Consider the following 23,574-nt stretch of genomic DNA (forward strand, 5'->3'; position numbering starts at 1 on the left):
GTGCTTTTCCCGGCGCCTTCTCCGCGCCGGAAGCCTCTCAGGCTGTCAGCCAGGTGTTAACCATGTTCTCATCCAGTTGGGCCACCTTGCCGTGGGCGACGTTGCGCCCGCGATGCAGCAGCAGAAAATAGTCGGCCACCTTGCGGATAAATGAAATTTGCTGTTCCAGCAGCAGAATGGTCAGGCCGAAATCGTGATTCAGCCGCCAGATCAGATTGCCCATTTCCTCCGCCAGCCACGGCGACATGCCTTCCGTCGGCTCATCCAGAATCAGCAGCTTCGGCTGCAGCACCAGCGCTCTTGCCAGCGCCAGCTGCTGCTGCTGGTCGGGCGGCAGCTCGCCGCTGCGCTGGTGACGCAGGGAATATAAAACCGGGAAAAGATCGTAAACCATGGCCGGAATAGCCGGATGACGCTCCCGGCCGATGCCTGCCAGCAGCGCTATTTGCAGGTTATCCTCGACGCTCAGCTGTGAAAAAATATGCCGCCCCTGTGGCACATAGCCGATGCCAAGCGCCGCGCGTTTTTCTACCGGCTGTAGCAGTAAGTCTTGTGGCGGCAGATCGCCCTCCTGCCAGAGAATTGAACCGCTGTTAATGGGCAGATGGCCCATAATGCAGTTCACCAGCGTGGTTTTACCCATTCCGGGCCTGCCCAGCACGCCCGTACAGGTGCCCGGCGGCAGCTCCAGATCGACATCCCATAAAATATGATTCTGGCCGTAAAACTGATTTATCGCATGCAGGCTCAGCATCTGGCACTCTCCTCCAGAAAATTTTCGATCGCACCTGTTCGCCTCCGTTTCTGTACGGACGGCGGGCAGTCGTCAGCGTTGATGCAACGCGCGCGGCTTGTGCTTCTCGCTCTGGTCTAATGGAAGCGTGAGGCGGTAAAGCCTGTTGCAATTCGCAGGCCAGATTTACACGTGCGGTCAAAACCCGCGGTGAAAGCTGCCTTTAGTACCAATTATTGGTCAGAAAAGGTTAATAATTGCCAGGGGGAATTTTTCCCTGCACTTCGGCGGTGCCGGAAACTTATCAATTATGGTGCAGCTGCCTGTAGATAAGGCAAGTCCGGCGGCAGTATTACAGTAAAAAAGCGCTGGCCCGGCTGATAAAATTGTGCTTAAGCAGCGTAAAGCCGCAGGCGATGGGTAAAAAAATTAAAGAAAAAATATTTTTTGCGTAGCCGCTCGCAGCTGGCGCAGATTTATACACAGCAGACGGCTAGGGCGCTGAAATCAGTTATCCACTATTCTTGTGGATAACCATGTGTATGAATAGCTGAAAACCTTTGTCAGGCGAGAGCGGGCGCGGCTTAAGCTTGAGTTGGTGCTAAACTCGGCGACGATAAGAAAAAAATAAAATTCAATAAGTTATCGAAAATCAAGCGGCTGATGCGGCCGCACTGATTTGGCCTGTTCATTTTGTCAGGGCGTATTGACAAATGTTAAAGTGTCAGCCCGGCTGGGGATAACCCTGGCACTTTCCTGCCGCTTAAGCTTCCACTGGCGTTGTTCGCGCGGCCGCGCTGGCTGTGTTCTGTTGTTTTACTCAATAACTGGTGATATATCCAGTATTTTTTGCTGGCAAAATCGTCATAGCGGAGTAAAATTACCACCCTGTCCGCGCTTTTCATCATCAGGTAGCCACGTAATGAGCAAAGTCTTTAAACTTAATTCCGCCTTTAAACCCTCTGGCGACCAGCCTGAGGCTATCCGCCGCCTGGAAGAAGGGCTGCAGGATGGGCTGGCGCACCAAACGCTGCTCGGCGTAACGGGATCCGGCAAGACCTTTACCGTTGCCAACGTGATCGCCGACCTGAATCGTCCCACGATGGTGCTGGCGCCAAACAAAACCTTAGCAGCGCAGCTTTACGGCGAGATGAAGGAATTCTTTCCGGAAAACGCGGTGGAATACTTCGTCTCTTACTACGACTACTATCAGCCGGAAGCCTATGTGCCCAGCTCGGACACCTTTATAGAAAAGGATGCCTCGGTCAACGAGCATATAGAGCAGATGCGTCTTTCGGCTACCAAGGCGTTGCTGGAGCGGCGTGATGTGATTGTGGTCGCCTCCGTTTCGGCTATTTACGGCCTGGGCGATCCCGATTCCTACCTGAAAATGATGCTGCACCTGACGCGCGGCATGGTCATTGATCAGCGCGCCATCCTGCGGCGGCTGGCGGAGCTGCAATATACCCGCAACGATCAGGCGTTTCAGCGCGGCACCTTCCGCGTGCGCGGCGAGGTTATCGATATTTTCCCGGCGGAATCGGACGACTATGCGCTGCGCGTCGAGCTGTTCGACGAAGAGGTCGAACGACTGTCGATTTTCGATCCGTTAACCGGGCAGATCACTTCGGTGATCCCACGCTATACCATCTATCCCAAAACGCACTACGTTACGCCACGTGAGCGTATTCTGCAGGCGATGGAAGAGATCAAAGTCGAACTGGGCGAGCGCCGCCAGGCGCTGCTGGCCAACAACAAGCTGCTCGAAGAACAGCGTATCTCCCAGCGTACCCAGTTCGATCTGGAGATGATGAACGAGCTGGGCTACTGTTCGGGCATTGAAAACTACTCGCGCTATCTTTCCGGCCGTGGCCCGGGCGAAGCGCCGCCTACGCTGTTCGACTATCTGCCAGCAGACGGCCTGCTGGTAATCGACGAATCCCACGTGACCATTCCGCAGATCGGCGGCATGTATCGCGGCGACCGGGCGCGTAAAGAGACGCTGGTGGAGTACGGTTTCCGTCTGCCGTCGGCGCTGGATAACCGCCCAATGAAGTTTGAAGAGTTCGAGTCGCTGGCACCGCAGACTATCTATGTGTCCGCCACGCCGGGTAAATATGAGCTGGAGAAATCGGGCGGCGAAGTGGTGGATCAGGTAGTGCGTCCGACTGGCCTGCTGGATCCGCTGATCGAGGTACGGCCGGTAGCGACCCAGGTTGACGATCTGCTGTCGGAGATCCGCAAACGCGTGGCAATAGACGAACGCGTGCTGGTTACAGTGCTGACCAAGCGCATGGCAGAGGATTTAACGGAATATCTGACCGAACACGGCGAGCGGGTGCGCTATCTGCACTCGGATATCGATACCGTCGAGCGCGTAGAGATCATTCGCGACCTGCGTCTGGGCAAGTTTGATGTGCTGGTGGGCATCAACCTGCTGCGTGAGGGACTGGATATGCCGGAAGTGTCGCTGGTAGCGATTCTGGATGCGGATAAAGAAGGCTTCCTGCGCTCCGAGCGCTCGCTGATCCAGACCATTGGTCGCGCCGCGCGTAACGTTAACGGCAAAGCAATTCTCTACGGCGATAAAATCACGCCGTCGATGGAAAAAGCGATTGGCGAAACCGAGCGCCGCCGCGAGAAACAGGAAATTTATAACCAGGAAAAAGGCATCGTGCCGCAGGCGCTTAACAAAAAGATTGCCGATATTCTGGAGCTGGGTCAGGGCATCAATAAAAACAAAACCAAAGGCCGCGGCAAATCGCCTCGCGCGGTGGTGGAAGAAGATGCGGCAGTGGTGGATCTGTCGCCAAAAGGGCTGCAGAAGCGCATCCGCGAGCTGGAGGCGAAAATGCAGGAGCACGCGCAGAACCTGGAGTTTGAAGAGGCTGCTAACGTGCGCGACCAGCTGCATGAGGTGCGCGAGCTGTTTATCGCGGCCTCATAACGAAGAAACGGCCCTGTAAAGGGCCGTTTTTGTATTTAGCCGCATTCACGCAGGGCTAAGGCGCGCCACCTATGCCAGCGCTCGCGCAAAAAGCGCGTATACGGTTTTATCCCAGCCGCTGTAGCGTATGCTCCAGCGCGCTGTGCAGCAGCTGCCGGTCGTGACGATATTTAATATCGCTCGCCTCCAGCGGCTCCTGCACTACTATGCGACCCGCTACGCCAGTAGTATCAACCTGCGGGCCGACCACCGCCGCATCAATTACCTTTTTACCGATATAGCGCTCCATTATCGCCAGTTTATCGGCCAGCGAGAGTTGTGCTGCCGCCGGGCTAAGCTCTTTGCCCAGATTGCCGATAAATACCATGGGCGCGGGCGTACGGCGTAGCGCCTGGGCCATATCCGGCAGCAGCAGCACCGGCATCAGGCTGGTATAGAAGCTGCCCGGGCCGATCAGGATTAGATCGGCTTCATTAATGGCTTCGATCGCCTCTCGGGTGGCACAGACCCTGTCGGAAAGCAGCAGCTCGCGCGGCGGCATGGCAAGTTTATCTATCGCGGTTTCGCCGTAAACCTGCTGGCCCCGATCGTCAATAGCCAGCAGATCTACCGGCTGCTCGGACATCGGGATCAGAAATGCATCTACCTTGAGCAGGTTGCGGATCAGATTGATCGCCTCGATGGGCCGCACGCTGAGGTGATCTAAAGCTTTCAGCATCAGGTTGCCCAGGTTGTGCCCGGCCAGTTCGCCCTGGCCGCCAAAACGATATTCAAACATAGCGGAAGCCACGCTGGGTTCGGTAATCAGCTGGTTCAGGCAATTGCGCATATCGCCCCAGGCGATGCCGCCTTCCGCGCGGCGAATACGGCCCGTAGAGCCGCCGTTATCGGTGGTAGTGACGATGCCGGTCAGACGAGAACCCAGTGGGGAAAGCGCCGATAAAACCCGGCCCAGCCCGTGCCCGCCGCCGAGCGCCACGACGCGGTCAAGATCGGCGAGAGTGCGATTACGCATAAAATTCCTTCAATTTGTTAACGAGGCGGTAAAGCTGTTTGACGCTTTGCCTTATTTTACGTGAAGATGCAGCGAAGCGCGGTAAAAAAACGTTATATATCATAATACATAGCGAAATTCCCCGCTGGCAACGGCCGGCGGTTAGCAGTAGAATTTCGTTCTCCGGGCCGACCATAAGGTCGGTCACACTTAGCCCTGGCGCCTAAGTCTGCGGATATGGCGCCCCGGCCGCAACCCCGAGTTGCCAGGGTGCAGAAAGAAATGCCTGCATCTCCCGATATTTGGAAAGGTGTTCTGGTGCCACAATTTACTGATAATTTCGACCGCAGTTTCTACTATCTGCGCCTGTCGATCACGGATGTTTGTAACTTCCGCTGTACCTACTGCCTGCCGGATGGCTATAAACCGCAGGGCGTGACTAACAAAAGCTTCCTGTCGCTGGATGAAATCCGGCGCGTGACCCGCGCCTTTGCGGCGGCAGGCACGGAAAAAGTACGCCTTACGGGCGGCGAACCTTCGCTGCGCCGCGATTTTACCGATATCATCGCCGCAGTGCGCGAAAACAGCGCTATTCGCCAGCTTGCTGTTACCACCAACGGCTACCGGCTGGCCCGCGACGTCGCCAGCTGGCGCGAAGCGGGTTTGACCGCGCTGAACGTAAGCATCGACAGTCTGGACGCCCGTCAGTTTCACGCTATCACTGGCCAGGATAAATTCCATCAGGTGATGGCCGGTATTGATGCCGCCTTTGATGCGGGCTTCAGTAAGGTAAAAGTCAATACCGTACTGATGCGAGACGTCAACCATCACAGCCTGCAAACTTTCCTCGACTGGATCCGCAATCGGCCAATCCAGCTACGCTTTATTGAGCTGATGGAAACTGGTGAGGGCGGCGATCTGTTCCGCAAGCATCATATTTCCGGCGAGTTTATCCGTGACCAACTGCTACAGCAAGGGTGGATCCGGCAAATTCGCGGCCGTAGCGACGGCCCGGCGCAGGTCTTTTGCCATCCAGATTATGAAGGCGAAATCGGTTTGATTATGCCTTATGAAAAGAACTTCTGCGCCAGCTGTAACCGGCTGCGCGTGTCGGCGGTCGGCAAGCTGCATCTTTGCCTGTTCGGCGATGGCGGCGTCTCGCTGCGCGATCTGCTGCAAAGCGATGAGCAGCAGGATGAGCTGCAGGCGCGTATCGCCGCCAGCCTCAGAACCAAAAAACAGACCCATTTTCTGCATCAGGGCAATACCGGCATCACGCAGAATCTCTCTTTTATTGGCGGTTAACGCATGGAGTCAACAATGGCAAAACCTACGGCGGAATTTGTGCCGCTAAACGTAGCGGTAATGACCGTTTCTGACAGTCGCGACGCGACGGAAGACAGCTCTGGCGACTATCTGCGTGAGGCGCTGACCGAAGCGGGCCATCAGGTGCTGGATCACGTGCTGGTAAAAGATAACCTTTACCGTATTCGTGCCGTGGTCTCCAGCTGGATCGCCAGCGCGGATGTGCAGGTTGTTATCATCAACGGCGGCACCGGCTTTAACAGCAAAAACAGTACGCCAGAGGCACTGTTGCCGCTGTTCGACCGCGAAATCGACGGTTTCGGCGAGCTGTTTCGCATGGTCTCTTACGAAGATATCGGCGGCGCCACCATTCAGTCGCGCGCCCTGGCCGGAATGGCTAACCAGACGGTGATTTTTGCCGTGCCGGGTTCGACGCGCGCCTGTGAAAGCGCCTGGGAAAGGATCATTCGCGAGCAGCTGGATGCCCGCACCCGGCCCTGTAATTTTGTCTCACACCTGAAGAAGCTCTGATGTCGCAATTAACTCATATCAATGCCGCCGGCGAGGCGCATATGGTGGATGTCTCCGCCAAAAACGAAACCGTACGCGAGGCGCGTGCGGAAGCCTTTGTAGTAATGCATCCCGATACGCTGCAAATGATTCTGGACGGCAGCCACCATAAGGGCGATGTCTTCGCCACGGCGCGTATTGCCGGTATTCAGGCCGCCAAACGCACCTGGGAGCTGATCCCGCTTTGTCATCCTCTGCTGCTGAGTAAGGTAGAAGTCACGCTGAGCGCCGATACGGCTAACAGCCGCGTACGTATCGAGTCGCTGTGCCGCCTGACCGGCAAAACCGGCGTCGAAATGGAAGCGCTGACGGCGGCTTCGGTGGCCGCGCTGACTATTTACGATATGTGTAAGGCGGTGCAGAAAGATATCAGCATCGAACAGTGCCGCCTGCTAAGCAAAAGCGGCGGCAAATCCGGCGACTTCAGGGCAGACTCCAATGATTAATGTGCTTTTTTTCGCTCAGGTGCGTGAGCTGGTCGGCACCGACAGCCTGAGCCTTGCCGAAGAGTATGAAAGCGTGGAAGCGCTACGCGCGGCGCTGGCGCAGCGGGGCGACCGCTGGGCGCTGGCGCTCTCTTCCGACAAGCTGCTGGCGGCGGTGAACCAGACGCTGGTTTCCGCGCAGCATCCGCTAAAATCAGGCGACGAGGTCGCGTTCTTCCCGCCGGTTACCGGAGGTTAAAATGGCCACACGTATCAGAGTAGGGCAGGCACCGTTCGATATGGCGGAAGAGTATCGCTGGCTGGCCGCCTGCGATGAAGATGGTGCGGTAGTCACTTTCACCGGTAAAGTACGCAATCACAATCTGGGCGATAACGTCTCCGCGCTAACGCTGGAGCACTACCCTGGCATGACGGAAAAAGCGCTGGCGGAAATCGTGGCCGAGGCGCGGGAGCGCTGGCCGATGCAGCGCGTAACTGTTATTCATCGTATCGGCGAGCTGTTTCCCGGCGATGAGATTGTGATGGTGGGGGTCAGCGGTGCGCATCGCGGTGCCGCTTTCGCCGCCGCCGAGTTTATTATGGATTATCTGAAAACTCGCGCGCCCTTCTGGAAAAGAGAAGCCACGCCGGAAGGCGACCGCTGGGTTGAGTCGCGCGATAGCGATAAAGAAGCCGCTTCCCGCTGGGAATAGTCCGCAAGCTGGCGGCTTTCTCGCCGGAAGAAACCGCGTCAATGGCTAAATTGCGCTGCGCTGTGTAACCTTGAGGTAAGATTTTTTATCACAGGGAAAGTTATGTCTTATTCCACAGTAAAACGCCTGTCGCTGCTGGCTCTGCTGGTCGTGGCGGGCTGTAGCAGCCAGCAGGAGAAAAAGCTCCCCGAGCGCCGTCCGGCGGATGTCAAAGCGCAAATTACCCAGCTGCTGCCCGCGAAGGTCAGCGATCGCGCTGGCTGGAGCAACGATATTTTTGCCGCTTTCTCCAGCCAAAAAATTGATGCCTCAGCCAGCAATATTTGTTCGGTCATCGCCGTTGCCGATCAGGAATCCACGTTCAACGCCGATGCCAGCGTGCCGGGCTTGCCGAAAATCGCCTGGGGCGAAATCGATCGCCGTGCGGGCAAGCTGCATATTCCTTCTTTTCTGGTACGTACCGCGCTCAGGATTAAATCGCCCAACGGCGAAAGCTATACCGAGCGGCTGGACAAAGTGCGCAGCGAAAAAGAGCTGAGCGCCATCTTTGATGATTTTATTAATATGGTGCCGATGGGCCAGACGCTGTTTGGCAATCTTAATCCGATACATACCGGCGGCCCGATGCAGGTCAGCATCGCCTTTGCCGAAGCGCATGCCGATGGCTATCCTTATCCGGGTGACGGCACTATTCGTCAGGAAGTCTTCAGTCGTCGCGGCGGCGTCTGGTTCGGCACGCGCCATCTGCTGGGCTATCCGGCTAACTATAGCCAGCCGCTTTATCGTTTTGCCGATTTTAATGCGGGCTGGTATGCCAGCCGCAACGCCGCTTTTCAGGCGGCTGTTGCCCGGCTTAGCGGCATTAAGCTGGCGCTGGACGGCGATTTGATTCAGTACGGTTCCGATGCTGCTGGTTCCACCGAGCTGGCCGTGCGCTCGCTGCATTTGGGCATGAGCAACAGCGCTATTCGTAGCGCGCTGGAAAAAGGCGAAACCCTGGCGTTTGAAAAAAGCGATCTCTGGCAGGAAGTCTTTGCGCGAGCAGATAAAAATGCCGGCAAGCGCCAGCCGCGTGAGATGCTGCCAGGAATCAAACTGGAAAGCCCCAAGATTACCCGTAACCTGACCACGGCCTGGTTTGCCCAGCGCGTAAACAGCCGCTATCAAAGCTGCATGGCACGAGCGAAGTGAGGCGAGGCTGCCCGCAGAAAATCCTGATCTTACAAAAAGTAATGTAGGAAATGGCTTAATATTCAGGCAAAAAAATAACCCGATCTGGTGAATCGGGTTATTTTCCATCCTGAACGGTTGGTCGCCGTATCAGGATGAGTGCTGCTTGTCTCTGCCAACTCCGACATCTTAGCACCTTAAATAAGAGGGTCAATATTTGTTGCTGCGTCGGTGGTTGCTGCTTATAATTTGCGCGTTGACAGACAGGCTGTGCAGATTCGTCCAGGTGGCTGAACTCAGGCGCTTCAGTTTTTCCCGATTGGAAACAGGTGGTGCTGTCCGATTTGCCTCCACCTACAGAGCGCTGCTTGTCTCTGCCAACCCGAGACGCGCGGTGAGGGAAAACCAAAGGCATAAGCGGCGCGTGGCGCTCTCCCTGACAGGAGAAAGCCAGGTGATAAGTCTTGCGACGCTTCTGGTAGCGCTGGAGGTTATCCACGTTACCTTGCAAATTATCATTGCGATAAGGCAATTGACCGGACGCTTGTAAGAGCCGAAGGAACCTGAATCAAGCAGGGGCAAACCACCCCTGCTTTTTTCGTCTGTTCTAAGCCGATTCCAGCCGGAACAGCTGCACCGTTTGCGCCAGCTGCTTCGCCTGGTCTTCCAGCGAAGCGGCGGCGGCGGACATTTGCTGCACCAGCGCGGAGTTTTGCTGGGTCGCGCCATCCATCTGGTTAACTGCTACCGTTACCTGACCAATGCCCTGCGACTGCTCGTCGGAGGCGTGAACGATTTCGCCGATAATAGTTTTCACCGAGTTCACGGCGGTATTCATCTCCTGCATGGTTCTGCCCGCATCCTGCACCAGCGTGACGCCGGTATTAACTCGCTGGGTCGATTCGCCAATCAGCGCCGAAATATCTTTAACCGCGTTGGCGCTGCGCTGCGCCAGGCTGCGTACTTCCGCCGCCACTACGGCAAAGCCGCGTCCCTGTTCGCCAGCACGTGCGGCTTCCACCGCGGCATTGAGCGCCAGGATGTTAGTCTGGAAAGCGATGCCGTTAATGATACTGGTAATGGCGCCAATCTTCTGCGAGCTGTCGTCAATCTGCTGCATGATCTCTACTACCTGATGTACCAGTTGCTCGCCTCTTTGCGCGATGGCGGTGGCATTATCGGTAAGCGCCGTGGCGCTATGGGCGTTGTCAGCATTGAGCTTCACCGTAGCAGTGAGCTGCTCCATGCTGGCGGCGGTTTCTTCCAGTGCGGCTGCCTGCTGCTCGGTACGCGAGGCCAGATCCAGGTTGCCGGAGGCGATCTCTTCCGCGCCCTGACGAACGGAATCGCTGGCAGAAATAATTTCGCCGACCATGGTGCGCAACTGCTGCTGCATAGTTTGCATAGCGAAGAAAATGCTCTGCCGATCCTGCGCCTCGACCGGAATAGCCGCCGTAAGGTCGCCTTCGGCTACGCCAAGCGCGATTTCCGCTGCCTGAGAAGGCTCGCCGCCGACCGGCCGGGAGATTTTACGGCTGAACAGCACGCCCAGTACGGCGCAGACAATAACAATACTCAGCACCATCATAACCAATGCGTGCAGCAGCTGGCGGTTGGCTTCGGCCATTACCGCGCTGACCGGCGCGACTATGCCCAGATACCAGGGCTGCTGGCTGTTGCCGATGGTCACCGGACGCCAGGTCTCCAGCACCTCTTCGCCCAGCACGCTGTCAAAATGTTGTACAACACCCGGCGTAAAGCCGTTGGTTTCGCCTTTATAAGCTTTGCCTGCTTCCGATTTGGTGGGGCTGGAGACGACCAGGCCTTTATTGGAAAGCAGCAGCGCGTAGCCGGTGCCGTCCCAGGGCTTCACCGCGCCGACGCTTTTTTGCAGCGAGGCGAGCGAAATATCGGAGGTGGCTACCGCTTTCAACTGGCCGTTATCCATAATTACCGCCGCGACCGAAGTCAGCAGCGTTGGCACGCCGTTATAGGCGTAGCTGTAAGGTTCGATCAGCACATCTTTTTGCAGCTTTTGCGGGATCAGATAGTAGTCGCCCTGGCCCGGCGTAAAAATAGATTCCAGATTGTGCAGAGCGAGATTGCCTGAGGCGTCGCGATCGACAAAGCGCGCGAAACGGCCCTGCGGCGGCGATCCGGGCTGTGCGGCGACCTCGGCATCTTTGCCGTCAAAGGCGTTGGCCTCAAAGGTAATCGACAGCGACAAATAGTCCGGGTTCTGCTTCATGGAGTACTTCATCAGCTCTTCCGCCACTTTGCGGTCAGCTATGCCAGCGGCGGGCAGGGCGAGAATACTCTGGCCCATATCTCTGGCAACTGTGCGGGCGTAGTCAAGGCTTTGCTGGACGCTAAGCGCGTTGCTCTCAGCGATCTGGCCAAGGTATTGCTCGGCGATTTTGCGCTGCTGTTGGCTGGACTGCCAGCTAAGCAGGCCGATGGTAATGGTAAAACCGAGCGTGATAGTCAGCGCGCCGGACAATAGCATAACGGTACGCGTGCTCATTTTTCGCTTCTGGTGTGGCTTGTTCATCAGAAACCCCTGGCAGTGGTGTAATAGTTCGCAGACTTCCCGGTAAACATTCTCCTTGTGGTTACTCTATCGGCAAAAAAAGCTTAATCTTTATGCAGCTGAAAAAGTGTTCGGCGGCTTTGCCACGCAGTGCTATCTTTTGTCACGAAAAAGGCCCGGGCGGCGCTGGCCCAATCGGGCCTGAGTGTGCCAGACTTAGCGGTAAATTCACTTTAAAGGAGAGCATCATGGAGAGATATCCTCGTTCCGGCGGTTCCATTGTTTCAAACGCCACTACCGGGCTACAGGCCTATATGGCGCAGGTTTACGGCTGGATGACCTGCGGACTGTTATTGACCGCTTTTGTTGCCTGGTTTGCGGCCAACACGCCAGCGGTAATGCAGCTGGTTTTCTCCAGTAGAATTACGTTTTATGGTTTGATTATCGCGCAGCTGGCGGTGGTTTTTGTGCTGTCCGGCATGGTGCATAAGCTGAGCGGGGCGGTCGCTACCGGGCTGTTTATGCTCTATTCAGCGCTGACCGGCCTGACGCTGGCGAGCATCTTCTTGCTTTACACTTACTCTTCGATTGCCAGTACTTTTGTAGTGACCGGCGGCATGTTTGGCGTGATGAGCTTCTGGGGTTACACCACGAAACGCGATCTCAGCAAAATGGGCAGCATTCTGTTTATGGCGCTGATCGGTATCGTGCTGGCTTCACTGGTTAACTTCTGGCTGAAGAGCCCTGCGCTGATGTGGGCCGTAACCTATATCGGCGTGCTGGTATTTGTTGGTCTGACCGCGTATGACACGCAGAAGCTAAAAAATATCGGCGAGAACATCAACATAGATGATAAAGAGAATCTGCGCCGCTACTCCATTATGGGCGCGCTGACGCTCTATCTGGATTTCATTAACCTGTTCCTGATGCTGCTGCGTATTTTCGGCAACCGTCGTTAACAGGCTGTACGGCCCATGGCTAAGGCTGTGGGCCGTTACTGCTTTACTCACTTCGCTATATGTATGCTTAAGCCTTGCTTTCCTGCCGCCAGTTCCTCGTTCAGCGTTAATGCCGGAATATCGTAATCGCCGTTATTCTGCCTGCGGAAGGCGATCGGCTCTGCTTCTGCCAGCGTATCCAGCCTGGCTACCAGCTCATCGCACCACGCTGCATACTGCTGCTGCGAAGATTTTTGCACGCGATAAAATACCAGCGGCGGCAATACGCTAAAGCCGGGATAGAAAAGCATGCCGTGCTGAATGGGGAATAGCAATTCGTTAATGTCGCCATTAATACCGCGCGGACTATAATGCGACTCCCAGCCACCGGTAGTGACCACCAGCATAGCGCGCTTGCCCGCCAGATTGCCTTCACCGTAACGATCTCCCCAATGCTGGTCATTATGTTCACCCACACCGTAAGCAAAGCCGTTCGCATAGACGCGGTCAAACCAGCCTTTCAAAATGGCGGGCATGGAGAACCACCACAGCGGAAACTGAAAAATCACGCAATCCGCCCAGCGGAGCTTTTCCTGTTCAGCTGCAATATCGGCTGGTTGCAGATGATTTTCAAAGGCGAAACGCGAATCAACACTGGCGTCGTAATGAGCGCCAACCAGCGGCGCCAGCGTATCGGCAGCATCAAGCTGGGCTTTCCAGCGCATGGCGTAAAGATCGGAAACCTTTACCTGATGACCCCGCTGCTGAAGATGAGCTACGGCGACAGTTTTTAGCGATCCATTTAATGACTGCGGTTCCGGATGGGCGCAGACAATCAATACATTCATCATTTTCCCCTGCTGTTCATAATGAAAACAGCTGCAGGATAAGCACTGGCAATATATAGTAGAAATCGATTATTAATATTCGAGCTATAGATGGCATGAATAGCATTGCACTGGATTTAAATCTGCTGCATACACTGGATGTGTTATTAACAGAGCTGAATGTGACGCGCGCTGCACGGCGCCTGAATCTGTCGCAGCCTTCAGTAAGCGCTCAGCTGGCGCGCCTGCGAGATTATTTTAATGACCCGCTGCTGCTGCCCGGCCCGCGCGGCATGTTGCCTACTGCACGGGCGCTGGCATTGCGTGAGCCGTTACGTCTGGCGCTGGAAGCTGTGGAAAAAGCTGTATTGCCGCCTGGTCTGTTTAACCCGGCTAAAGCGGAGTTGACCTGGCGCATCGCCGCCACTGACTACATTTCTTCCGCGCTGCTGCCTGCATTGAAATCGATCCGCACTACGGCACCGCTTAGCCGTATGGCTCTATTCAGCCTGGATCCCTCCAGCGTGGCGTTGCAGTTAGAAAAAGGTGAGTTAGATCTGGCATTTCATAATGGGGAGAATATCCCATCGACACTGCACCAGCGCAGGTTATTTAAGGAAAAATATTTGCTGGTTGGTCGCCGCCGCCATCCGCAGCTAAAGCGCCAACCAACATTGGATGAGTTTTGCCAGCTGGAGTTTGCCATTGTTTCACCCGACGGCGGCGGCTTTAGTGCGGCAACGGATATCGCGCTGGCGAAAATGGGGCGAAAGAGACGCGTAGTGCTATCTGTACCACATTTTCTGTTTATGCTTGAAACGCTGGTCGATAGCGATCTGGTGGCGATGGTGCCTGAACGTTTAGCCCGTGGTGCCAGCGGGCTTATCGCTATTGAGCCACCTCTGGAAATACCGGGCTTTGACATTTTTATGCTGTGGCATGAGCGATTGCACCGCGACCCCGCCAGCCAATGGCTCAGGCAGCAGATTGTCGCAGCGCTTTAGTCAGGCCGAGGCGGAGAAACTCAGGAGCTGTTTTTCGCCATATCCTGCTGGTTTTTATGCCGCAGGCTTTTCGCCCGGCTTTCCAGCCAGAGATAAAGCACCAGCGCCAGCAGCAGCGGGGCGATAAAGTAGATCACGCGGTAGGCCAGCAGTCCCGCAATAATCGCGCCGTGCGAAAGGTGCTCGCCGCTCAGCAGCGCCAGGAACACCGCTTCCAGCACGCCGATCCCGGCGGGAATATGAATAATTACCCCCGCGATACTGCTGATCAGCAGCACGCCCAGCACCTGCGGATAATCCACCTTATGCGCAAACAGCAGCCAGATAATCATGCCCATTACCAGCCAGTTAGCGCTGGAAACGGCAAATTGCAGTAGCGCCATGCGGAAAGAGGGCAGCGCCAGCTTTTGGCCTCTGACCGTCCAGCGACGACGCTTAGAGAAGGCGCAAAGCGCCAAATAAAACACTACAAAGACCAGTAACCCCACGCCGATAGTGCGCAGCGTGCCTTCGCCGATAAACCACCCTTTGGGGATCGGCACTGCGCCGCTGCTGAAAACGATACCGGCCACCAGCACGTAGCCAAGCCAGTTGGTAGCGATGCTAAGTGAAAATATTCGCGTAATAGTGCTGCCGCTCAGGCCAAGCCGCGAGTAAAGCCGATAGCGCATCGCCACGCCGCCGACCCAGGTGCTGAGCGTCAGGTTAAATGCATAGCAGATAAAGGAAACCAGCATGACCTGGCGCTTTTGCAGCTTATGGCCGCAGTAAGCCTGGCCGATCAGATCGTAAACACCATAGGTCAGATAGCTGACCACCACCAGCGCGACCGAAGCGAGAATAGCCGTGCGGTTATAGTTAGTGATGACATCAAGCACATCATGCCAGTTTACCTTGCGGGCGTAGATCACCAGCAGCACTATTACCGCGATAAAAAACAGACCGGTCAGGCCTTTTTTTACCCATTTCCAGCGAGCGTTTGACTGAGACATCAGGGGTTGGCCCTCTCTTTTTCGCTGTCGGATTCGACGCGATCCTGGGTTTCGATTTCCGGCTGAACCGGTGGCGGTATCTGCGCCAGTTTCGGCGTATGCGCAGGCAGCCAGCCAGCGATAGCCGGGAAGTGCCGCAGAAAATGGAAGACGACGATGCTTTTGCCAAGCTGCCACCAGTTCTGTTTGGGCAGCTTGTCTTCCTCAACCCGTTCGCAATCCTGAGTCAGCAGCCGAACCAGCTCAGTGCGCAGGATCTGATTGAAGGATCGATCATGGATCATCAGGTTCGCTTCCAGGTTCAGCGACAGGCTGAGCGGATCCAGATTGCTGGAGCCGACCGTTGACCAGTAGTTATCCTGTATCGCGATTTTGGCGTGTAGCGGGCGGCGAATATATTCATAGACTTCGACGCCGCCGCCGACCAGATAGTTATAAAGCAGCTCCGCGCCAACTTTAACAATTGGCATATCGGGCTTGCCCTGCACGATTAACTTTACTGAAACGCCGCGCTGGGCCGCCGAACGCATTTCGCGTAACAGGCGATAGCCGGGGAAAAAGTAGGCGTTGGCGATAATCACTTCTTCTTTGGCCTCGCGCAGCATATCGATATAGTGCTGCTCAATGTCATCCCGGTGTTCATCATTGTCGCGCCAGACAAAGAGCACCTGCGCATCGCCCGGTTTCTGGTTACGCACGGCGCGATGCGAGCGCGTATTCCACCAGCGGCGAACCGGTTCTTTGCTGTTAATCGCCTGCTTAACGTAGCGGGCAATATCTTCTACCACAGGGCCTTTTACTTCGACAGTGTAATCCTGCTTTGCTTCCGGGCCGTAGCTGGAAACATGCTCGGCGGAGTAATTAATGCCGCCGACAAAGGCGATTTCACCGTCGCATACCACGGTTTTACGATGCATACGGCGGAAGACGTTGGTACGCATGCCGAACACCAGCGGGCGCGGATCGTAAAAGATAAAACGCACGCCTGCTGCGGTCAGGCTACGGATAAATTCCGGTGACAGGTCGTTAGAGCCGTAGCCATCCAGCAGCATCTCTACCTTCACGCCGCGTGAAGCAGCATCCAGAATAACTTCCTGTACCTGTTTGCCAACCTCATCTTCGAAAAGGATAAAAGTTTCCAGCAGCACGCTCTCTTTCGCCCGGCGAATAGCTTCAAAAACCCGAGGGAAATATTGTTCGCCGTTGGCCAGCAGACGCAGGCGGTTACCGTCACGCCATTCCGTTTTCATAAATGTATCTCCACAGCCAGAGGCGCGTGATCGGACAGATGCGACCAGGGTCGCAAAGGTATTTTTTGCGGGGCGCTGATGCCAGCGTTACGGACGTAGATCCTGTCCAGCCGCAGCAGCGGAAAGCGGGCAGGGAAGGTGCGCGCCGGGCGGCCGGTTTTTCGGCTGAAGACCTCTTCCATCGCCGCTCCTCGTTGTAATATTTTATTGGCTTTCAGCTGCCAGTCGTTGAAATCGCCTGCGACCACTACCGGCTCGTCCGGCGGCAGTGTGTTCAGCAGCTCGCACAGCATCGCCAGCTGGGCGGCGCGATGGGCATCCCGTAACCCCAGATGTACGCAAACCGTATGTAATATTCTGTCGCTGTCAGGGATCGCTATCTTAGAGTATAGAAGGCCCCGTTTTTCCGTGCCCTCCACCGAGATATCCCGGTTTTCCCAGGACAAAATAGGAAAACGTGATAACAGCGCGTTGCCGTGATGACCTTCCGGATAAACGGCGTTACGGCCATAGGCGAAATCCTGCCACATCATATCGGCCAAAAATTCGTAATGCGGCGTGGCGGGCCAGTTCGGCACCTTCAGCGAATGCAGATCGTGCGACCCCATCACCTCCTGTAAAAAGACGATATCGGCTGAGGTGGCTCTGACCGCATCGCGTAATTCCGGCAAAATAAAACGCTTGTTAGTAGCGCTGAAACCCATGTGCGTATTGATCGTCAGGACTTTTAATGAAAATCCTTGCGGTTTTTGTGACATACTGTGCGCGCTCTCCTCTTCGGATCAGGAAGAGTAAAGTGTAGTCCTTGTCACAAAAGCGTGCCGCTAAGTGCAGAAATTTACGGCATTAATTAAGAACTACGGTAGTCTGATGAAATGTGCTATCGCTTACTGTGGTAGCCAGACTTGGGCAGATCCCTGTTGGGTCTGCCGGGAGATTAAAAACATGAAATGGTCCAATCGCATTCAGATTGTTACCGGACAAACCTGTGTCCATATCACGCTGCACCTGCTGCTGATTGCCGCCCTGGTGCTGGGCTGGAAGCATCATGCGCTGTTACAGGTCAGCACGGTTTTACTGGCGATGTACGCCAGCGTCTTTCTCGCTATGTTGCCAGCCCAGCGCCTGCCGCGCCTGCGCCGCCTGGGCGATTTCCTGGAAGATGTGACCACCACTTACTACTTTGGCGCCGCCATGCTGGTGCTTTATCTGCTTTCTCGCGTAGTACACAACAACCTGCTGCTAGGCTGCGTCGGTGTAGTGATGCTGACCGGCCCGGCCGTGGTTTCGCTGCTGGCAAAAGAGCCGGTACGCCAGCGCCAGCGCTAAAATTGGGCGGGCCGTGCTGGCCCGCTCTTTTTCTTTGCTCCCCAAGAATATTTCGCTGCATACGCATAACATCTGTTATAATCCGCCGCTTACGCACCGTGGTTTGTGCCCCCTTTCAAGCGTCAGGCTGAGCCTGGCGTCATATTCTCCCCCTGGAAACTACACCGCCTGAAGCGGTCAGGGCGGAACCGGAGTCAGTCAACTTTATGTCATTTGATTCTCTCGGCCTTAACGCCGATATTTTGCGTGCAGTAACCGAACAGGGCTACAACGAGCCAACGCCAATTCAGCGTCAGGCTATCCCGGTAGTGTTGGGCGGACGCGACCTGATGGCCAGCGCCCAGACCGGCACTGGCAAAACCGCTGGTTTTACGCTGCCTCTGCTGCAGCTGCTGAGCAGCTCGAACCCGCATCCGAAAGGTCGTCGCCCGGTTCGTGCGCTGATCCTGACCCCAACCCGCGAGCTGGCGGCGCAGGTTGGCGAAAACGTTCGCGATTACAGCAAGTACCTGGATCTCCGCTCGCTGGTGGTATTCGGCGGCGTTAGTATCAACCCGCAGATGATGAAGCTGCGCGGCGGCGTGGACGTGCTGGTGGCAACGCCTGGCCGCCTGCTGGATCTGGAACACCAGAACGCACTGGATCTCTCTAAAGTCGAAATCCTGGTGCTGGACGAAGCCGACCGTATGCTGGATATGGGCTTTATCCACGATATCCGTCGCGTGCTGGCAAAACTGCCTGTGAAGCGCCAGAACCTGCTGTTCTCCGCTACTTTCTCTGATGAGATTAAAACCCTGGCGGAAAAACTGCTGCATAACCCGGAGCAGGTGGAAGTGGCTCGCCGCAACACCGCTTCCGAGCAGATCACCCAGCATGTGCATTTTGTCGATAAAAAGCGCAAGCGGGAGCTGCTCTCTTTCCTGATTGGCCGCGATAACTGGCAGCAGGTGCTGGTCTTTACCCGTACCAAGCACGGCGCTAACCATCTGGCTGAACAGCTGAATAAAGATGGCATTACCGCTGCGGCGATCCACGGCAATAAAAGTCAGGGAGCGCGTACCCGAGCGCTGAGCGACTTTAAAGAAGGTAATATCCGTGTGCTGGTGGCGACCGATATCGCGGCGCGCGGCATTGATATTTCCGAACTGCCGCACGTGGTTAACTACGAGCTGCCGAACGTGCCGGAAGATTACGTACACCGTATCGGCCGTACCGGTCGCGCCGCAGCTACCGGCGAAGCGCTGTCACTGGTTTGCGTAGATGAGCACAAGCTGCTGCGTGATATTGAACGAGTGCTGAAGCGTGAAATTCCGCGTATTGCTATTGAAGGCTATGAGCCGGATCCGAGCATCAAGGCGGAGCCAATTCAGAATGGCCGCCAGCAGCGAGGCGGCGGCGGCGGTGGACGCGGTCGCGGCGCGCCAGGCCAGGGTAACCGCGGTGGCGAGCGTGGCAACGGCGGCAATCGCAGCGGCAACGGCGGCGGTCGCAGCCAGGCGGCTGGCGAGCGCAGCCAGGGCAACGGCCCGCGCCGTCAGAGCGAAAGCGCTGGTGCACCTCGCACCAACAAAACTCGCCAGCGTCGTTCTGACCCGGCGTAATGGCTAAGGGGATCGGCAGATCCCCTTGTTTTATCCGGCGGTTAAGCCAACTTATTTTCACTTCTCTTAGCAACGGTTTGTGACATGCGCGTTTTACTGGCCCCGATGGAGGGCGTGCTTGATTCACTGGTGCGCGAGCTGCTCACCGACGTCAATGATTACGATCTCTGCATCACCGAGTTTCTGCGGGTGGTGGATCAGCTTTTGCCTGCCAAATCTTTTTATCGCCTTTGCCCGGAGCTGCATAACGCCAGCCGTACGCCTTCCGGCACGCTGGTGCGTATTCAACTGCTGGGTCAGTATCCTGAGTGGCTGGCGGAGAACGCCGCGCGCGCGGTAGAGCTGGGTTCCTGGGGCGTCGATCTCAACTGCGGCTGTCCTTCCAAAACCGTGAACGGCAGCGGCGGCGGTGCGACCTTGCTGAAAGATCCCGAGCTGATTTATCGCGGCGCAAAAGCGATGCGCGAAGCGGTGCCGTCGCATCTGCCGGTAACGGTAAAAGTGCGGCTGGGCTGGGAGTCAGGCGAGCGGCAGTTTGAAATCGCAGATGCGGTACAGCAGGCGGGCGCCAGCGAGCTGGTAGTGCATGGCAGAACCAAAGAGGATGGCTACAAACCAGAGCGCATCAACTGGCAGGCTATTGGCGAAATCCGCCAGCGCCTGAGTATTCCGGTGATCGCTAACGGCGAAATCTGGGACTGGCAAAGCGCCCAGGAGTGCCTGCGAGTCACCGGCTGCGATGCGGTTATGATAGGGCGCGGCGCATTAAACGTGCCTAATCTGAGCCGGGTAATTAAATATAATGAGCCTCGCTTGCCCTGGCCGGAAGTGGTGGCGCTGCTGCAACGCTATGTCCAGCTGGAAAAGCAGGGCGATACCGGTCTTTATCACGTGGCGCGTATCAAGCAGTGGCTGGGCTATCTGCGCAAAGAATACCAGCAGGCCAGCGAGTTATTCAGCCAGATTCGCGCGTTAAAAACGTCGGGTGAAATTGCGCATGCCATCAATCGCTATGCGCTGGCGACCGTCTGAATTACAAATTTGTAACATTTACCCTGAGCTATCTTAGCCTGCTAAGGGTATGATGTGAGCCTTATCACACTTATTTTCCGGCTTTGCTATGTCTGCGACCCCCGCGTTATCCAGCGCACAGCTTAACAAGCGCATTATTTCGGTAGTGGTTTTCACCTTCTTTTGCTACCTCTCAATCGGCCTGCCGCTGGCGGTTCTGCCGGGCTACGTGCATAACCAGCTGGGCTACAGCTCTTTTGTCGCCGGTTTGATTATCAGTCTGCAATATTTTGCCACGCTGGTTAGCCGACCTCAGGCCGGACGCTACGCTGATTTGCTTGGCCCAAAAAAGGTCGTGTTAATGGGCCTGGCGCTGTGCGGTGCCAGCGGCTTGTTCAGCGTGCTGGCGGTTATCTTTAACGCGCCATTGACCAGCCTGATTTTGCTGGCAGCGGGGCGAGTAGTACTGGGCTTTGGCGAGAGTTTGACCTCAACCGGCTCTATGCTCTGGGGCATGAATATAGTTGGCACCACGCAAAGCGCGCGCGTTATCTCCTGGAACGGCGTAGCAACCTACCTGGCGATGGCGATGGGCGCGCCGTTGGGCGTAATGCTTAACTCAGCGTTCGGCATTCCCGGCTTCGCCGTGCTGATTATACTGATGGCGGTATTCGGCCTGTGGCTCGCCGCCCGTCGTCCAGCCGTGGTAGCTACGGTCGGTCAGCGTATTCCCTTCAGTAAAGTGTTTTCGCGTATCTGGCTTTATGGACTTTGTCTGGGATTAGGTACGATCGGCTTCGGCACCATTGCCACCTTTATCACGCTTTATTTTGCCAGCCACAGCTGGAGCGGGGCGGCTTTTTCGCTGTCGCTATTCAGCCTTGGCTTCGTCGCTATGCGGTTAATATTCAGCAGTTTTATCAGTCGCTTTGGCGGACTTCGCGTTTCCCTCTTTTCCTTCGCCGTGGAATGCATCGGCCTGCTGACCATCTGGCAGGCGCAGTCGCCGCTGATGGCGGATATCGGCGCTTTCCTTACCGGTTCGGGTTTCTCACTGATTTTCCCGGCACTGGGCGTAGCGGCTATTCGCCAGGTGGCGCCACAGAATCAGGGATCGGCGCTGGGTCTCTATTCCGCTTTTCTGGATTTTGGCCTGGGGATCACCGGGCCGGTAGCCGGATTGCTGATTGGCCACTGGGGCATAGATTCCATCTATCTGGCGGCTGCGGTCGTGGTGCTGTTGGCGCTGGCGGTTATTGTGCGCCTGCAAAAACTGACGCCCGGGGTGGCAGAGGTGAATTAGCTAATGTGCTGCATCCTGGCTGACGTTAACAAGAGTACGTTTAGTGCACGTTGAAGGCTTAGGTGAGACAACCAAAAAAAGCTAAGCGGTCTGACAAAAGCAAAGAAAAGCGAGACAGACCGCAAATTACAATCAGAAACGGGTAAACAGCCAGTACAACGAGGCGGAAAGCAGAATTGATACCGGCAGCGTTAGTATCCAGGCCATCGCCAGGTTGCGCAGCGTGGCTAACTGCAGCCCGGAACGGTTAGCCGCCATAGTGCCCGCCACGCCGGAAGAGAGCACGTGCGTAGTGGAAACCGGCAGGCCGAAACCGTCCGCCGCGCCTATGGTCGCCATCGCCACCAGCTCGGCGCTGGCGCCCTGAGCATAGCTTAAGTGCGCCTTGCCGATTTTCTCGCCCACTGTCACCACAATCCTGCGCCAGCCTACCATCGTCCCTAAACCAAGCGCGATAGCGACCACCACTTTCACCCACCAGGGAATAAAGCGCGTGGCGTTATCCAGCTCCGCCTTCAGCGCATCCAGATCGCGCTGGGTCTGCACGGGTAGTTTAAACTGTGGATTGCTTTTTAAATGCTTAATTGTTTCCGAAGCCAGATACATATTGTTGCGCGTATTGGTTACCGCCTGCGCCGGAATTTTATCTACAGTGCCGTACTGCCGGATTTGATCGCCGATTGCGCCGGTTAGTTGTGCCAGCGCAGGCAGCACCTGCGGCGTTAGCGTCTCGGTACGTACATAGGCCGTTAATACGTTATAAGGCGAGGCAGGTGCCTGCACGCCGGGCGACTGGCGCAACAGTTCCTGTTTAGTCACGGTCGCCAGCGCCGCCACGCGTGGACTCTGTTCGGCGGGAATAGAGCGGTTGAGGGCATAGGCCATTGGCATGGTGCCGACCAGGATCAGCATAATCAGCCCCATCCCTTTTTGCCCATCATTAGAACCGTGAGCGAAGGAAACGCCGGTGCAGGTTAAAATCAGCAGGCCGCGGATCCAGGCTGGCGGCTTTTTATTTCCCTGCGGGGCGCTATAAAGGCGACGATTTTTTACCACTCGCTTTATTATCAGCAGCAGCAGGCCCGCACAGACAAACCCCACTATCGGCGACAGCAACAGCGCATAGCCAACCTTAAGCGCCTGATCCCAGTCCACGCCGCTGGTGCCGGTACGGCCATGGATCAGCGCATTGGCGACGCCGACGCCAATAATGGAACCGATAAGCGTATGGGAAGATGAAGCGGGCAGGCCGAACCACCAGGTGCCCAGATTCCACAAAATAGCGGAGAAAAGCAGGGCGTATACCATGGCGAAGCCGCCGCCGCTGCTGGCCTGTAAAATCAGCTCAACCGGCAGCAGGGAGATAATACCGAAGGCGACCACGCCGCTGGAAAGCAGCACGCCCAGAAAATTGAAGAAGCCTGACCAGACTACCGCTACGGTTGGCGTTAGCGAATGGGTATAGATCACCGTCGCCACGGCATTAGCCGTATCGTGAAAGCCGTTAACGAATTCAAAGCCCAGCGCGATTAGCAGCGCCAGCCCAAGCAGTAGATAGGGCACATAGCTGGTGCTGGCGCCGCCTGCGTCGGTAACGTCATTAAACAGGTTGACGCCAGCAAAGGCGATGCCCAGCAGCGTCAGCAGAATAAACAGCAGCACGGAAAGCCGGCTGTTTTTACGGAAAACAGGGCGACTGCTGGCCGCCTGATAGTGAGGTAATGCGCTATTGTGGCTCATAAATCCTCTTTGCTGTCAGCGAAAAAGAGACTCCGGTCTGCTGAAGGTGTACGCAGTCTTGATGACAGTAGGATGACCAGGCGAACGCTTATTGCCGCATTAAGCGGCCCTGGTGCGTTAATAGCTTTATTTATCAGACATATCCCTGTGATTAGCGCGGCAGTTATCAACTAAGGTATAACCTTAGCCCGC

The 23,574-nt window shown here is 56.0% G+C and carries 21 protein-coding genes and 1 riboswitch; of the genes, 13 read left to right on the forward strand and 8 right to left on the reverse strand.

Annotated elements, in window-relative coordinates:
- Nucleotides 1–37 precede the first annotated feature (37 nt).
- Nucleotides 38–754 carry an ABC transporter ATP-binding protein gene (locus ACETPC_RS10565; RefSeq protein ID WP_380181144.1) on the reverse strand — a complete coding sequence of 239 codons (717 nt, stop codon included), beginning with the start codon at nucleotides 752–754 and terminating at the stop codon, nucleotides 38–40.
- A gap of 901 nt (nucleotides 755–1,655) precedes the next feature.
- On the opposite strand from ACETPC_RS10565, the gene uvrB reads away from it, so the two are divergent.
- Nucleotides 1,656–3,680, forward strand: coding sequence for an excinuclease ABC subunit UvrB (gene uvrB / locus ACETPC_RS10570; RefSeq protein ID WP_380181146.1), 2,025 nt, complete (start codon nucleotides 1,656–1,658; stop codon nucleotides 3,678–3,680).
- 106 nt (nucleotides 3,681–3,786) lie between these two features.
- Here the strand turns inward: uvrB and yvcK are convergent, their stop codons facing one another.
- A complete protein-coding gene (gene yvcK, locus ACETPC_RS10575; protein ID WP_380181148.1) occupies nucleotides 3,787–4,695 on the reverse strand; it encodes a uridine diphosphate-N-acetylglucosamine-binding protein YvcK in 909 nt (302 codons plus the stop codon).
- 174 nt (nucleotides 4,696–4,869) lie between these two features.
- Nucleotides 4,870–5,003, forward strand: a riboswitch (molybdenum cofactor riboswitch).
- On the opposite strand from yvcK, the gene moaA reads away from it, so the two are divergent.
- From moaA to ACETPC_RS10605, 6 genes are all read left to right on the forward strand, one after another.
- A complete protein-coding gene (moaA, locus tag ACETPC_RS10580; RefSeq protein WP_380181724.1) occupies nucleotides 4,990–5,979 on the forward strand; it encodes a GTP 3',8-cyclase MoaA in 990 nt (329 codons plus the stop codon). (Overlaps the previous riboswitch by 14 nt.)
- 15 nt (nucleotides 5,980–5,994) lie before the next feature.
- A complete protein-coding gene (gene moaB / locus ACETPC_RS10585) occupies nucleotides 5,995–6,510 on the forward strand; it encodes a molybdenum cofactor biosynthesis protein B (protein WP_380181150.1) in 516 nt (171 codons plus the stop codon).
- Entirely contained in the window at nucleotides 6,510–6,995 is a 486-nt protein-coding gene (gene moaC, locus ACETPC_RS10590; RefSeq protein WP_380181152.1) for a cyclic pyranopterin monophosphate synthase MoaC, read from the forward strand. The genes moaB and moaC overlap by 1 nt, the downstream gene beginning before the upstream one ends.
- Nucleotides 6,988–7,233 (forward strand): molybdopterin synthase sulfur carrier subunit, encoded by a 246-nt coding sequence (moaD, locus tag ACETPC_RS10595; RefSeq protein WP_380181154.1) that lies wholly within the window; start codon nucleotides 6,988–6,990, stop codon nucleotides 7,231–7,233. The genes moaC and moaD overlap by 8 nt, the downstream gene beginning before the upstream one ends.
- A gap of 1 nt (nucleotide 7,234) precedes the next feature.
- Nucleotides 7,235–7,687 carry a molybdopterin synthase catalytic subunit MoaE gene (moaE, locus tag ACETPC_RS10600; RefSeq protein ID WP_380181156.1) on the forward strand — a complete coding sequence of 151 codons (453 nt, stop codon included), beginning with the start codon at nucleotides 7,235–7,237 and terminating at the stop codon, nucleotides 7,685–7,687.
- A 102-nt stretch (nucleotides 7,688–7,789) separates the two neighbouring features.
- The gene (locus ACETPC_RS10605) at nucleotides 7,790–8,878 is read left to right on the forward strand and encodes a DUF1615 domain-containing protein (RefSeq protein WP_380181158.1); all 1,089 of its coding nucleotides are present in this window, start codon (nucleotides 7,790–7,792) and stop codon (nucleotides 8,876–8,878) included.
- A gap of 586 nt (nucleotides 8,879–9,464) precedes the next feature.
- Here ACETPC_RS10605 and ACETPC_RS10610 read toward each other — a convergent pair.
- Nucleotides 9,465–11,408, reverse strand: a complete 1,944-nt coding sequence (locus tag ACETPC_RS10610) for a methyl-accepting chemotaxis protein (RefSeq protein WP_380181160.1) — start codon at nucleotides 11,406–11,408, stop codon at nucleotides 9,465–9,467.
- A gap of 227 nt (nucleotides 11,409–11,635) precedes the next feature.
- On the opposite strand from ACETPC_RS10610, the gene ACETPC_RS10615 reads away from it, so the two are divergent.
- Entirely contained in the window at nucleotides 11,636–12,346 is a 711-nt protein-coding gene (locus tag ACETPC_RS10615) for a Bax inhibitor-1 family protein (protein ID WP_380181162.1), read from the forward strand.
- Between the two features lie 47 nt (nucleotides 12,347–12,393).
- Here ACETPC_RS10615 and ACETPC_RS10620 read toward each other — a convergent pair whose 3' ends face one another.
- Nucleotides 12,394–13,173, reverse strand: coding sequence for an NAD(P)H-dependent oxidoreductase (locus ACETPC_RS10620; RefSeq protein ID WP_380181726.1), 780 nt, complete (start codon nucleotides 13,171–13,173; stop codon nucleotides 12,394–12,396).
- A 95-nt stretch (nucleotides 13,174–13,268) separates the two neighbouring features.
- On the opposite strand from ACETPC_RS10620, the gene ACETPC_RS10625 reads away from it, so the two are divergent.
- Entirely contained in the window at nucleotides 13,269–14,156 is an 888-nt protein-coding gene (locus tag ACETPC_RS10625) for a LysR family transcriptional regulator (protein WP_380181164.1), read from the forward strand.
- A 20-nt stretch (nucleotides 14,157–14,176) separates the two neighbouring features.
- Here ACETPC_RS10625 and ACETPC_RS10630 read toward each other — a convergent pair whose 3' ends face one another.
- From ACETPC_RS10630 to ACETPC_RS10640, 3 genes are read right to left on the reverse strand one after another with little or no spacing between them, the layout of a single operon-like run.
- On the reverse strand, nucleotides 14,177–15,148 hold the full coding sequence (locus tag ACETPC_RS10630; RefSeq protein WP_380181166.1) for a lysylphosphatidylglycerol synthase domain-containing protein: 972 nt from the start codon (nucleotides 15,146–15,148) through the stop codon (nucleotides 14,177–14,179).
- Nucleotides 15,148–16,398, reverse strand: a complete 1,251-nt coding sequence (gene clsB / locus ACETPC_RS10635) for a cardiolipin synthase ClsB (RefSeq protein ID WP_380181168.1) — start codon at nucleotides 16,396–16,398, stop codon at nucleotides 15,148–15,150. Before clsB ends, ACETPC_RS10630 begins: the two co-directional genes overlap by 1 nt.
- The gene (locus ACETPC_RS10640; RefSeq protein ID WP_380181170.1) at nucleotides 16,395–17,156 is read right to left on the reverse strand and encodes an endonuclease/exonuclease/phosphatase family protein; all 762 of its coding nucleotides are present in this window, start codon (nucleotides 17,154–17,156) and stop codon (nucleotides 16,395–16,397) included. Before ACETPC_RS10640 ends, clsB begins: the two co-directional genes overlap by 4 nt.
- Nucleotides 17,157–17,343: 187 nt before the next feature.
- Here ACETPC_RS10640 and ACETPC_RS10645 point away from each other — a divergent pair, with 187 nt between their 5' ends.
- From ACETPC_RS10645 to ACETPC_RS10660, 4 genes are all read left to right on the forward strand, one after another.
- Entirely contained in the window at nucleotides 17,344–17,727 is a 384-nt protein-coding gene (locus tag ACETPC_RS10645) for a YbhQ family protein (protein WP_380181172.1), read from the forward strand.
- 206 nt (nucleotides 17,728–17,933) lie between these two features.
- Complete coding sequence (gene rhlE, locus ACETPC_RS10650; protein WP_380181174.1) at nucleotides 17,934–19,328, forward strand: ATP-dependent RNA helicase RhlE; 1,395 nt, start codon at nucleotides 17,934–17,936, stop codon at nucleotides 19,326–19,328.
- A gap of 84 nt (nucleotides 19,329–19,412) precedes the next feature.
- Complete coding sequence (gene dusC, locus ACETPC_RS10655; protein ID WP_380181176.1) at nucleotides 19,413–20,360, forward strand: tRNA dihydrouridine(16) synthase DusC; 948 nt, start codon at nucleotides 19,413–19,415, stop codon at nucleotides 20,358–20,360.
- A gap of 88 nt (nucleotides 20,361–20,448) precedes the next feature.
- Nucleotides 20,449–21,642 carry an MFS transporter gene (locus ACETPC_RS10660; RefSeq protein WP_380181178.1) on the forward strand — a complete coding sequence of 398 codons (1,194 nt, stop codon included), beginning with the start codon at nucleotides 20,449–20,451 and terminating at the stop codon, nucleotides 21,640–21,642.
- Nucleotides 21,643–21,774: 132 nt separating this feature from the next.
- Here the strand turns inward: ACETPC_RS10660 and ACETPC_RS10665 are convergent, their stop codons facing one another.
- The gene (locus ACETPC_RS10665; protein WP_380181181.1) at nucleotides 21,775–23,382 is read right to left on the reverse strand and encodes an inorganic phosphate transporter; all 1,608 of its coding nucleotides are present in this window, start codon (nucleotides 23,380–23,382) and stop codon (nucleotides 21,775–21,777) included.
- Between the last annotated feature and the right edge of the window lie 192 nt (nucleotides 23,383–23,574).

It is taken from the genome of Pantoea sp. sgz302252 (assembly GCF_042610525.1).
GTDB lineage: Bacteria > Pseudomonadota > Gammaproteobacteria > Enterobacterales > Enterobacteriaceae > Erwinia.

What these genes read in the sequence shown, in the direction of transcription:
- ACETPC_RS10565 (WP_380181144.1), bottom strand. Translation starts at nt 754, where the DNA reads ATGCTGAGCCTGCATGCGATAAATCAGTTTTACGGCCAGAATCATATT.
- uvrB (WP_380181146.1), top strand. Translation starts at nt 1,656, where the DNA reads ATGAGCAAAGTCTTTAAACTTAATTCCGCCTTTAAACCCTCTGGCGAC.
- yvcK (WP_380181148.1), bottom strand. Translation starts at nt 4,695, where the DNA reads ATGCGTAATCGCACTCTCGCCGATCTTGACCGCGTCGTGGCGCTCGGC.
- moaB (WP_380181150.1), top strand. Translation starts at nt 5,995, where the DNA reads ATGGCAAAACCTACGGCGGAATTTGTGCCGCTAAACGTAGCGGTAATG.
- moaC (WP_380181152.1), top strand. Translation starts at nt 6,510, where the DNA reads ATGTCGCAATTAACTCATATCAATGCCGCCGGCGAGGCGCATATGGTG.
- moaD (WP_380181154.1), top strand. Translation starts at nt 6,988, where the DNA reads ATGATTAATGTGCTTTTTTTCGCTCAGGTGCGTGAGCTGGTCGGCACC.
- moaE (WP_380181156.1), top strand. Translation starts at nt 7,235, where the DNA reads ATGGCCACACGTATCAGAGTAGGGCAGGCACCGTTCGATATGGCGGAA.
- ACETPC_RS10605 (WP_380181158.1), top strand. Translation starts at nt 7,790, where the DNA reads ATGTCTTATTCCACAGTAAAACGCCTGTCGCTGCTGGCTCTGCTGGTC.
- ACETPC_RS10610 (WP_380181160.1), bottom strand. Translation starts at nt 11,408, where the DNA reads ATGAACAAGCCACACCAGAAGCGAAAAATGAGCACGCGTACCGTTATG.
- ACETPC_RS10615 (WP_380181162.1), top strand. Translation starts at nt 11,636, where the DNA reads ATGGAGAGATATCCTCGTTCCGGCGGTTCCATTGTTTCAAACGCCACT.
- ACETPC_RS10620 (WP_380181726.1), bottom strand. Translation starts at nt 13,173, where the DNA reads ATGAATGTATTGATTGTCTGCGCCCATCCGGAACCGCAGTCATTAAAT.
- ACETPC_RS10625 (WP_380181164.1), top strand. Translation starts at nt 13,269, where the DNA reads ATGAATAGCATTGCACTGGATTTAAATCTGCTGCATACACTGGATGTG.
- ACETPC_RS10630 (WP_380181166.1), bottom strand. Translation starts at nt 15,148, where the DNA reads ATGTCTCAGTCAAACGCTCGCTGGAAATGGGTAAAAAAAGGCCTGACC.
- clsB (WP_380181168.1), bottom strand. Translation starts at nt 16,398, where the DNA reads ATGAAAACGGAATGGCGTGACGGTAACCGCCTGCGTCTGCTGGCCAAC.
- ACETPC_RS10640 (WP_380181170.1), bottom strand. Translation starts at nt 17,156, where the DNA reads ATGTCACAAAAACCGCAAGGATTTTCATTAAAAGTCCTGACGATCAAT.
- ACETPC_RS10645 (WP_380181172.1), top strand. Translation starts at nt 17,344, where the DNA reads ATGAAATGGTCCAATCGCATTCAGATTGTTACCGGACAAACCTGTGTC.
- rhlE (WP_380181174.1), top strand. Translation starts at nt 17,934, where the DNA reads ATGTCATTTGATTCTCTCGGCCTTAACGCCGATATTTTGCGTGCAGTA.
- dusC (WP_380181176.1), top strand. Translation starts at nt 19,413, where the DNA reads ATGCGCGTTTTACTGGCCCCGATGGAGGGCGTGCTTGATTCACTGGTG.
- ACETPC_RS10660 (WP_380181178.1), top strand. Translation starts at nt 20,449, where the DNA reads ATGTCTGCGACCCCCGCGTTATCCAGCGCACAGCTTAACAAGCGCATT.
- ACETPC_RS10665 (WP_380181181.1), bottom strand. Translation starts at nt 23,382, where the DNA reads ATGAGCCACAATAGCGCATTACCTCACTATCAGGCGGCCAGCAGTCGC.